Below are 9,589 nucleotides of genomic sequence, written 5' to 3'. Positions count from 1 at the left end.
GCCGCCGCGCGCCGCCCGGGCGCCCGTCCGCTCCGCCGCCCGCGGGGGCGGCGCCCGCCCCCCCCCCCCCCCCCCCCACCACTGCTCCTCCATGCCGGTCGTGAAGCGGCCGAGCAGCCGGGTGAGCATGGCCCGCTCCTCCGGTGTCCAGCCGGCCATGATCGCGGCGATCCGCTCGTTGCGGAGCCGCCGGTTCTCCGCGAACACCCGCTCGCCCTCCGCCGTCGCGGCGACGAGGAAGGCGCGCCCGTCCTCCGGGTCCGGGGTGCGCGCCACGTAGCCCAGCCGCACGAGCTGCGCGACCTGCCGGCTCACCGTCGAGGGGTCGGAGTGCACCATCTCGGCGAGCGCGCCCGTGCGCCGCGGGCCGCCCTTCACCAGGTGCACCAGCAGCAGGTACGCCGCGCGGTCGACGGCGTCGGGGTTCGCGGCCTGGTGCTGCGCCTGGGCGCGGTCGACCAGCCGGATGAGACGGACGAGCTGGGTGCCCAGCTCGTCCGCCTCGTCCACCCCGTACGGGTCGGGGCTGTGGGGGTCGAGGCCCACGGACACCTCAGACGCGCTCGAAGAGTGCGGCGAGGCCCTGCCCGCCGCCGATGCACATCGTCTCCAGCCCGAACCGGGCGTCGCGGCGGACCATCTCCCGGGCCAGGGTGGCCAGGATCCGGCCGCCTGTCGCGCCGACCGGGTGGCCCAGCGAGATCCCGGAGCCGTTGACGTTCATCCGGTCGAAGTCGCTCGGGGTGAACCCCCACTCCCGGGTGCACGCCAGGACCTGGGCGGCGAACGCCTCGTTCAGCTCGATCAGGTCGACGTCCTTGAGCGCCACCTCGGCCTGGTCGAGGGCCTTCGCGACGGCCGGGACCGGGCCGATGCCCATGGTCTTGGGCTGCACCCCGCCCACGCCCCAGGAGACCAGCTTGACCAGCGGGCGCAGGCCCAGCTCGGCGGCCTTCTCCGGGGAGGTGACGATGCAGATCGCTGCGCCGTCGTTCTGCCCCGACGCGTTGCCCGCGGTGACCGTGGCCGCCTCGTCCTGCTTGCCCATGATCGGACGCAGCTTGGCCAGGGTCTCCACGCTCGAGTCCGGCCGGATGTGCTCGTCGGCCTCCACGACGGTGTCGCCCTTGCGGCCCTTCACCGTGACCGGGACGATCTCGTCGGCGAACCGGCCCTCGGCCTGCGCCGCCGCCGCCCGCTGGTGGCTGCGGACCGCGAACTCGTCCTGCTCCTCGCGCGGGATCGAGTACTCCTTGCGCAGGTTCTCCGCGGTCTCGATCATCCCGCCCGGCACCGGGTAGTGATCGCCACCCGCCGTGACGCGGCCGCGGGCGAGCGAGTCGTGCAGCATCACCCCGGGCCCGCCCTTGGCGCCCCAGCGCATCGCGGTGGAGTAGAACGACGCGTTGGACATCGACTCCGCGCCACCGGCGAGCACCACCTCGCTGGCCCCGGTCTGGACCTGCATCGCGGCGTAGAGCACCGCCTGCAGGCCCGACCCGCAGCGCCGGTCGATCTGCAGCCCCGACGCCGTGACCGGCAGCCCCGCGTCCAGCGCGGCCACCCGGCCGATCGCCGGCGAGTCCATCGTGGGGTAGCAGTTGCCCAGCAGCACGTCGTCGACCGACTCCGGCGGCAGACCGGTGCGCTCCATCAGCGCCGCGATCACGGTCGACGCCAGCGTCTTCACCGGCACGTCCCGCAGGGACCCGCCGAAACCCCCCACCGGGGTCCGCAGCGGCTCGCAGATCACCGCGTCGCGCATGATGTCTCTCCTCTCCCGGCCGCCCGACTCAGACGTACTGGCGGGTCAGCCACTCGGCGACGACCGCAGGCCGCTCCGAGCCCTCCAGCTCCACCGTGACCTTGGTGGTCAGCTGGACGGCGCCGTCCTTGGTGTCCTCGACGTCGACGAGCTCGACGACCCCGCGGACCTTGCTGTCCACGGGCACGGGCGCGGTGAACCGCACCTTGTTCAGGCCGTAGTTGATGCCCATCCGGACGCCCTCGATCGAGTAGACGTCCTTCACCAGGACCGGCAGCAGCGACAGGCTGAGGAATCCGTGCGCGATGGTCTTGCCGAAGGGGCCCTCGGCCGCCTTCGCCGCGTCGACGTGGATCCACTGGTGGTCGCCCGTGGCCTCGGCGAACTGGTCGATGTGCTTCTGCTCGACCGTGACCCACTCCGACTCGCCGAGCCGGGTGCCCTTGGCCTCGCGGACCTCGTCCACACCGTTGAAGACGCGCATCGAACCACCTCGTGAAGTGCGTGCAGTACCTGCCTGGTTTCCGCCCGCAACCCTGCCACATCGGAGAGGGTCCGGAGGGCGTCCGTGGCCGACCCCACGGCGGCCCCGCGGGCCTTCAGCGCGCGAACGTCCCGCGCAGCTCGAGGCGCGCCGGGGCCCCCGCACCGGGCTCGACGCCGCCCGCCGGGGCGAGGGCCGCGGCCAGCCGGATCTCGATCTTCCGGCCGGGCAGCGGCCGCATCCGGAACACACCCTGTACCCGGTGCGCCGCGCCCTCGGGCGGCGGCGGCACCTCCGCCGGGGCGGCCAGCGCGGGACCGGCCCGCAGCAGGCCGCGGACCGCGACGACGTCGTGCCGGACCCGGCGCAGGTCGGCGCAGGCGAGCCAGCGGGGGCCGGCGGGGGCGTCCTCCCCGGGCTCCCCGTCGTCGGGTTCCGCGTCCGGCCGGCCGGTGAACTCGACGCTCAGCTCGGGATCCGCGCCGAACACCGGCAGCACCAGCACGCCCCAGCCGACGGCGGCGGGCAGGTCCTCCCCGCCCGGCCGGCGGATCAGCGCGTCGGCGGAGACGACGTCGAGCAGGTGCACGGCCGACGCGCCGGGGTCCGGCGAGCGCGCGGGATCGGTGAGCTCGGCCGTCATGCAGCCCACCTCCTCGCCACCCGCGGATCGCCACTCCCCGCCGGGCGACGGGCCGATCGCACTCCGGCCGCACAACGACCGAGCGCGTTCGAGGTTTTTCTCCGGAATCGACGGAAAAGGCACGGCGACCGCATTCCGTGACCGCTCGACCACGGAACCGCACCCGATCGTGCGGCGCGACCGGGGATCGTCGGTACGCTCGTCACCTGCGGCTCCGTCGGCCACGTCACATCACCCACCCGTCCGAGCCATGATCGGGCCGCTTCCGGGTCACGTCCGCCGCGACCCATTCCGGGCCGCCCCCGCGATCATCGGTTACCTGCAGGAAATACCGCGGCCCTCCCGATTCCGTACCGTTCCCGCGTGCGGACCTGGCGGGCGGTGATCGGGGTGGCGGCGCTGGCCGCGGGCCTCGTACTCCCCGCGGGGGCCGCGGCCGCCGACCCGTCGTCCAGCCCCGCACCCGGTTCCACGGTGGCCTCGGTGCCGGACCGGGTGAGCGTGGCCGTCGGGCCGGCGGAGCCGCGAGCCGAGGTGACGATCCTCGTGACGGACGCGGCGGGCGTGCGCCGGGACGTAGGCGACCCCGTGCTCCGCGCGGGTACCGCGACCGTCGACCTGGACGGCGGGCTCACCGCCGGCAGCTACACCGTGGACTGGCGGGTGACGGACGGCGCGGGCACCCGCAGCGGCACCTTCCTGTTCGCCGTCGCCCCGGCCGCCGCGGCCTCGGTCCCGGCGGCCGCGGTCACCGACCTGGCCGGCTCCGCGGCGGTGGGGCTGGCCGCAGGCCTGCTGCTGCTCGTCGGCGGCGCGGCGACGCTGCTCGCACGGGCTCGATAGCGGGCGCCACCGGGGGCGGTGGGTGGCTATCCCGGCACGCTCCGCGACGGGTACTGCTCCGTTCGGCGTGCCCGGTGCCTGCGCACTACTCTGCGCTGGCGAACCGTCGACCGGGGGTGGGGCAGGGCATGGACCAGGGGACGGTCCAGGGGGCGGCCCGGCAGCGGCCCGCCGGGATGGTCCACGAGGGCGTCCCCTACCGCGAGCCCGCGCTCCTGGCCCGTGAGCTGCACGCACCCGTCGACGAGGCCCTCCGCGACGGGGGGCGGGTCGTCGCCGTCCTCGACGGGCCGAACCGCGCCGCGCTCGAGTCCGTGCTCGGGTCCGCCGCGTCCGACGTCGAGTGGCGGGACCCCGCCGAGGTGCACCGCGTCCCGGCCTTCACCGTCGCGAGCCGTTGGGCGCGGTCGATCCGCCGCGACCCGCACCCCGACGCGCGCACCACCGTCATCGCCCAGCACCTGGACCTGCCCGGGGTCGAGCGCGGGCACTGGATCCGGCTCGACGCGGCCCTCAACGTCGCCCTCGACGGCCTGCCCGTCACCATGCTCTGCCCGTGCCCCGCCGACGGCGACCTGGACCTGGTGCGCGCCACGCACCCGGCGATGCGGGTCGGCGGGCAGAGCCTCCCGACGGGGAGCCTGCGCGACCCGGTCCAGATCCTGGCCGACTACCCGCCGCCGCCCCCGCCAGACCTGGGGCCGGCTGTCGCCGAGCTGGAGGTGACCCTCGCCGGGCTCCCGGCCGTCCGGCACCTGGTCGCCGAGACCGCGCCGCGGGCCGGCCTGGACCCCGAGCACACCGCGGACCTCGTCCTCGCGGTCAACGAGATCGCCACGAACAGCGTCGAGCACGGGCCGGGCCGCGGCAGGCTGCGGCTGTGGACGCGGAACGGGCTGGTCGCCGAGGTGCACGACGTCGGCCGTATGGCCATACCGTTCCCCGGCATGGTGGCGCCGCCCGCGGCGGGCGCGCGCGGGCGTGGGCTCTGGCTCGCCTCCGAGCTCAGCGACGTCCTGCAGGTCTGGAGCGACGCGTCCGGCACCACCGTCCGGCTGCTCGTCGAGCCGCACCGCGGGGCGGGCTGAGCCGTGGAGCAGGACGGGCCGGTGGCCCGCTTCGTCGCACTCGTCGCCCGGGCCGAACCGGCGCTCGACGAGGCCGCCCTGGCCCTGGCGGCCGGCGCGGACCCGGACCTCGACCCCGCTCCCTGGCTCGCCGAGCTGGACCGGCTGGCCGAGGGCGTCGACTCCGTGCCCGCCCTGGTGCGGCGGCTCTTCGTCGAGGAGGGTTTCACCGGCAACAGCACGGACTACGGCGACCCGCGCAACTCGCTGCTGCCGCAGGTGCTCACCCGCCGCACCGGGATCCCGATCACGCTGTCCGTGGTCGCGATCGAGGTGGCCCGCCGGGCGGGCATCCGGCTGGAGGGCATCGGGATGCCCGGGCACTTCCTGGTGCGGGTGGCCGACACCGAGCAGTACCTCGACGTGTTCGACGGCGGCCGCCGCATGGACCGCGCCGGCTGCGAGGAGCGCTTCCGGGCCGTCACGGGGTCGGCCGCGCCCTTCGGACCGGACATGCTGCCCCGCACGTCGACCCGGGACATCCTCGTGCGGATGCTGGAGAACCTGCGGGCGGTGTACCGGACCCGGGGCGGCCCCGCGGACCGCGAGTGGGTGCTGCGGATGCGGCTGGCGGTGCGGCCGGACGAGGAGCGGCTCGTCGAGCTCGGCGAGGTCCTGGGCACCCAGGCCCGCTGGGACGAGGGCGCCCGGCTGATCACCGCCTACCTGGCCGGCGGCACGCACCCGCCGGAGCGGGAGGAACGCCTGCTCCGCACCGCGCGCTCCCTGCTGGCCCACCTCAACTAGCGCAGCGCACGCCGCGTCGGATGCCAGGCGACTGAATTAGGGTCGGTGGCGTGCGCGCCCTGATCACGAACGACGACGGCATCGCCTCCCCCGGGCTGCACGCCCTCGCCCGCGGCGCCCTCGCGGCCGGCTTCGACGTCACCGTCGCCGCGCCGCACGTCGACTCGACGGGCGTGGGGGCGTCCGTGTTCGCCGTGGCCGAGGGCCGCCGGGTGAAGGTGCACCCGCAGGTGCTGCCCGGGCTCGAGCAGGTCCCGGCCTTCTCGGTGGAGGCCCACCCGGCGTTCATCGTGCACGCCGCCGGCGACGGCTGGTTCGACCCGCGGCCGGACATCGTGCTGTCCGGGATCAACGTCGGCGCCAACGTCGGGCACGCGGTGATCCACTCCGGGACGGTCGGGGCGGTGCTCACCGGTGCCCTCAAGGGCTGGTCGGGCCTGGCGACGTCGCTGGACTGCGGCCTGCGCGGCCGCGACGGCGCGCACTGGGAGTCCGTGGTGGAGCTCCTGCCGGAGGTGCTCGAGGTGCTGCTCGCCCGCCCGCGCGGCACCGTGCTCTCGCTGAACGTCCCGGACCGGCCCGCCGCCGACATCGGGCCGTTGCGGGAGGCGGAGCTGGCCCACTTCGGCTCGGTGCAGGTGCGGGTGGAGCACGAGTCGGGCGTGGACGGCGCGCCGGGCACGCTGCTCACCACGGTCTCCGAGCCCGACGAGATCCCTGCCGAGGGCACGGACGTCGCCCTGCTCGCCCAGGGCCACCCCACGCTCAGCGAGCTGCGCTCGGTCTCCTCGGTCCCCGGTCTGCTCGACGGCCGCTGACCACGTTCCGTCACCACGGAGCCGTGACCACGCCTCCTCAGCGGCACCGCGCGTTCTTCTCGACGTCGCCGGACGGGGCCGCAGTGACTCCCGTGACACGAGTGACCCCCGGATCAGGGGTGATCAATGACACAGGTCACACTATGTCGATGACGGACGGGCAGCAGCGGCACGAGTGGTCCACCCGCTTCGCGCGGGCCGTGGCGGAGGAGATCCGGGGCGGCGTCGCCACCGGTGCCCTCACCTGGGCCGAGGCCGATCAGCTGCTGGCCCGGCTGCGCACCGTCGTCGAGCAGGCGCTGGAACCGCTGCCGGTGGGCTGAGTCCGCCGGCCCGGGAGGCTAGTGCTCGTCGCGCCCGGTGAGCAGCTCCTCGAGCTGGTCCGCCATCTTCACGACCAGCTGGAAGGGCCGGTCGAAGGCCGGCAGCTCGCCCTCGTGCAGCGGGATGGAGTGCCGGAACACGACCACGCCCTCCTCCGCCGCGACGCCGCCGACGACCGACTCGCCCGCCTTCTCCAGCAGCGTGGGCAGGTCGAGGTCGCCGAGCTTGCCCACCGGCGAGACGATCTGCGCCCAACCGTCGCCGTCCTCGCCCGTCACGCTGCGGACGATCACCAGCTGGGTGCGCTCCCCCGTGGTGGGCAGGTTGAACCACAGCTCGGTGTCGGTCGAGCGCATCACCTCGTACCGCACCCGCACGTAGGACACCAGATCGGTCCAGCTGGCCACGTCGGCTCCTCCCCCGGTCCGCCGGGCCCTGCTGCGGGCCCGGCGCGAGGGCAACCTACCGCGTCCCGGACGGGCGCCTACAGACCCAGGTGCCGGGCGATCAACATGCGCTGGACCTCGGAGGTCCCCTCGCCGATCTCCAGGATCTTGGCGTCCCGGTAGAAGCGGCCGACCGGGTACTCGTTCATGAAGCCGTAGCCGCCGAAGATCTGCGTGGCGTCCCGGGCGTTGTCCATCGCGGCGTTGGAGGACACCAGCTTCGCGATGGCCGCCTCCTTCTTGAACGGCTGGCCCTTGAGCATCTTGGCCGCGGCCGCGTAGTAGGCCAGGCGCGCGGTGTGCGCCCGGACCTCCATGTCGGCGATCTTGAACTGGATCGCCTGGTAGTGGCCGATCGGGTGGCCGAAGGCCTCGCGCTCGTGGGCGTAGCGCAGCGACTCGTCGACGCAGCCCTGCGCCAGCCCGACGGAGAGCGCGGCGATCGCGATGCGCCCCTCGTCGAGGATGGACAGGAACTGGGCGTAGCCGCGGCCGCGCTCGCCGAGCAGGTTCTCGGCCGGCACCCGGACGTCGTCGAAGAACAGCTCGCGGGTGTCCGACGCCGACCAGCCGACCTTGGAGTACTTCTCGCTCACCGTGAACCCGGGCGTCCCGGACGGCACGACGATCGCGGAGATCTCCTTCTTGCCCTCCCGCTCGCCGGTGACCGCCGTGACGGTGACGATCTCGGTGATGTCGGTGCCGGAGTTGGTGATGAAGCACTTCGACCCGTTGATCACCCACTCGTCGCCGTCGAGCTTGGCGGTGGTGCGGGTGGCGCCGGCGTCGGAACCGCCACCGGGCTCGGTCAGCCCGAACGCGCCGAGCTTCTCGCCCGCCGCGAGCTGCGGCAGCCACTTCGCCTTCTGCTCGTCGCTGCCGAACCGGCTGATCGGCATGGCGCCCAGCGAGACGCCCGCCTCCAGGGTGATCGCGACGGAGGAGTCGACCCGGGCCAGCTCCTCCAGGGCGAGGCAGAGGGCGAAGTAGTCGCCGCCCATGCCGCCGTGCTCCTCGGCGATCGGCAGGCCGAACAGGCCCATCGCGCCCATCTTGCGCACCAGGTCGTACGGGAAGTCGCCGCGCTCGTAGAACTCCCCGATGACCGGGGCGACCTCCTTCTGCGCGAAGTCCTCGACGGTCGCCCGCAGTGCCGCGTGCTCCTCGGACAGCTCACCATAGGAATCAAACGCTGCCATCGGTGTCTCCTTCTGCATCGACGACGAGGAGGACGGCGTCCTTCGCGACCGTCCCGCCGGGGCGCGCGCGCAGCTCGCGGACCGTGCCGTCGACGGGCGCGGTGAGCACGTGCTCCATCTTCATGGCCTCGACCACGACGAGCGTCTGCCCGGCCGTGACCTGCTGGCCCTCGGTGACCTCGACGACGGTCACGGTGCCGGGCATCGGGGAGAGCACCGGCCCGCCCGCCCCGGCAGCGGCCTCCTCGGCCGCGGCCTCGAGGGCCTCCTGCTCGCGGATCGCCCAGGTCGACCCGTCGCGTCCGATCCAGTGGACGTCGGTCTCGTCCCGGGCGACCGCGTAGTTCCTGGTCACACCTCCCTGTGAGTGCGAAACGCCGCTAGAGGGGCTGTCGGCACTCACGAGGTGGGTCGACGTGCGGAAGGGCTCGCCGCCGTCGACGGACAGCTCGGCGTCGGCGGCGCGTCCGCGGGAGCGGACCTCGACCGGCTCGTGCCCGGCGACGACCAGGCGTCGGGTGGTCCAGGCCGCCTCGCCGATCCGCCAGCCGCCGGGGATGTCGAACGGGTCGACCAGCTCGCCGTGCGGCTCCAGGTCGAGCAGGGCCAGCCCGGTGGCGACCCCGACGACGTCGGCGGGCAGGTCGTGGGTGGTCAACGCTTCGAGACGGCGTCCGACCAGCCCGGTGTCGAGGTCCCCGGCCCGGACGTCCGGGTCGGCGAGCAGCGCGCGCAGGAACCCGATGTTGGTGCCCAGCCCGAGCAGCACGGTCTCGCCCAGCGCGGCGTCGAGCCGGCGCAGCGCCTCGGCCCGGTCCGCGCCGTGCGCGATGATCTTCGACAGCATCGGGTCGTAGTCCGATCCGACGACCCCGCCCTCGGCGATCCCGGAGTCCACCCGGACGCCGGGCAGCCCGGTCGGTTCCCGCAGGGCCAGGATCCGCCCGCCGGTGGGCAGGAACCCCGCGGCCGGGTCCTCAGCGTAGACCCGGACCTCGATCGCGTGCCCGCGCGGGGTGAGCTCGGCCGGCCACGGCGCCCGTTCGCCCGCGGCCACCCGCAGCTGCGCCTCGACCAGGTCGACGCCGTAGACCTGCTCGGTCACCGGGTGCTCGACCTGCAGCCGGGTGTTCATCTCCATGAAGAACCAGTCCAGTCGGGGGGGGGCGCCCCCCCCCCGAACAGAAGATCGG

The 9,589-nt window shown here is 74.4% G+C and carries 12 protein-coding genes; 5 read left to right on the top strand and 7 right to left on the bottom strand.

The annotated features are described in order from the left end of the window. The 4 genes from AB0B41_RS22370 to AB0B41_RS22355 form a co-directional block, all read right to left on the bottom strand. Positions 1 to 546 (bottom strand): MarR family transcriptional regulator (locus tag AB0B41_RS22370; protein WP_358206278.1); only part of this gene is annotated, 546 nt, incomplete at its 3' end. 7 nt (positions 547 to 553) lie between these two features. Then, entirely contained in the window at positions 554 to 1,765 is a 1,212-nt protein-coding gene (locus AB0B41_RS22365) for an acetyl-CoA C-acetyltransferase (RefSeq protein ID WP_358206276.1), read from the bottom strand. Between the two features lie 28 nt (positions 1,766 to 1,793). Beyond that, positions 1,794 to 2,249 carry a MaoC family dehydratase gene (locus AB0B41_RS22360; RefSeq protein ID WP_037045224.1) on the bottom strand — a complete coding sequence of 152 codons (456 nt, stop codon included), beginning with the start codon at positions 2,247 to 2,249 and terminating at the stop codon, positions 1,794 to 1,796. A 115-nt stretch (positions 2,250 to 2,364) separates the two neighbouring features. Continuing rightward, the gene (locus AB0B41_RS22355) at positions 2,365 to 2,892 is read right to left on the bottom strand and encodes a hypothetical protein (RefSeq protein WP_358206274.1); all 528 of its coding nucleotides are present in this window, start codon (positions 2,890 to 2,892) and stop codon (positions 2,365 to 2,367) included. 363 nt (positions 2,893 to 3,255) lie between these two features. Here AB0B41_RS22355 and AB0B41_RS22350 point away from each other — a divergent pair, with 363 nt between their 5' ends. From AB0B41_RS22350 to AB0B41_RS22330, 5 genes are all read left to right on the top strand, one after another. Then, positions 3,256 to 3,735, top strand: coding sequence for a copper resistance protein CopC (locus AB0B41_RS22350; RefSeq protein WP_358206272.1), 480 nt, complete (start codon positions 3,256 to 3,258; stop codon positions 3,733 to 3,735). A 128-nt stretch (positions 3,736 to 3,863) separates the two neighbouring features. Then, complete coding sequence (locus AB0B41_RS22345) at positions 3,864 to 4,823, top strand: ATP-binding protein (RefSeq protein ID WP_358206270.1); 960 nt, start codon at positions 3,864 to 3,866, stop codon at positions 4,821 to 4,823. 21 nt (positions 4,824 to 4,844) lie between these two features. After that, positions 4,845 to 5,609, top strand: coding sequence for a transglutaminase-like domain-containing protein (locus AB0B41_RS22340; RefSeq protein ID WP_358206268.1), 765 nt, complete (start codon positions 4,845 to 4,847; stop codon positions 5,607 to 5,609). Positions 5,610 to 5,659: 50 nt separating this feature from the next. Further along, positions 5,660 to 6,427, top strand: coding sequence for a 5'/3'-nucleotidase SurE (locus AB0B41_RS22335; RefSeq protein WP_358206266.1), 768 nt, complete (start codon positions 5,660 to 5,662; stop codon positions 6,425 to 6,427). A gap of 149 nt (positions 6,428 to 6,576) precedes the next feature. Continuing rightward, the gene (locus tag AB0B41_RS22330; protein WP_156067544.1) at positions 6,577 to 6,750 is read left to right on the top strand and encodes a hypothetical protein; all 174 of its coding nucleotides are present in this window, start codon (positions 6,577 to 6,579) and stop codon (positions 6,748 to 6,750) included. Positions 6,751 to 6,768: 18 nt separating this feature from the next. Here the strand turns inward: AB0B41_RS22330 and AB0B41_RS22325 are convergent, their stop codons facing one another. From AB0B41_RS22325 to AB0B41_RS22315, 3 genes are all read right to left on the bottom strand, one after another. Next, positions 6,769 to 7,158 carry a hypothetical protein gene (locus tag AB0B41_RS22325; protein ID WP_358206264.1) on the bottom strand — a complete coding sequence of 130 codons (390 nt, stop codon included), beginning with the start codon at positions 7,156 to 7,158 and terminating at the stop codon, positions 6,769 to 6,771. 77 nt (positions 7,159 to 7,235) lie between these two features. Further along, on the bottom strand, positions 7,236 to 8,396 hold the full coding sequence (locus AB0B41_RS22320) for an acyl-CoA dehydrogenase family protein (protein WP_358206262.1): 1,161 nt from the start codon (positions 8,394 to 8,396) through the stop codon (positions 7,236 to 7,238). Continuing rightward, positions 8,383 to 9,537: a biotin/lipoyl-containing protein gene (locus tag AB0B41_RS22315; RefSeq protein ID WP_358206260.1), complete on the bottom strand. Its 1,155-nt coding sequence runs from the start codon at positions 9,535 to 9,537 to the stop codon at positions 8,383 to 8,385. Before AB0B41_RS22315 ends, AB0B41_RS22320 begins: the two co-directional genes overlap by 14 nt. Positions 9,538 to 9,589: the final 52 nt, after the last annotated feature.

Source organism: Pseudonocardia sp. NPDC049154 (genome assembly GCF_040648315.1).
Lineage (GTDB): Bacteria > Actinomycetota > Actinomycetes > Mycobacteriales > Pseudonocardiaceae > Pseudonocardia.
The sequence above is the reverse complement of the archived record's forward strand: the minus strand, read 5'-3'. Positions and strand labels throughout refer to the sequence as shown.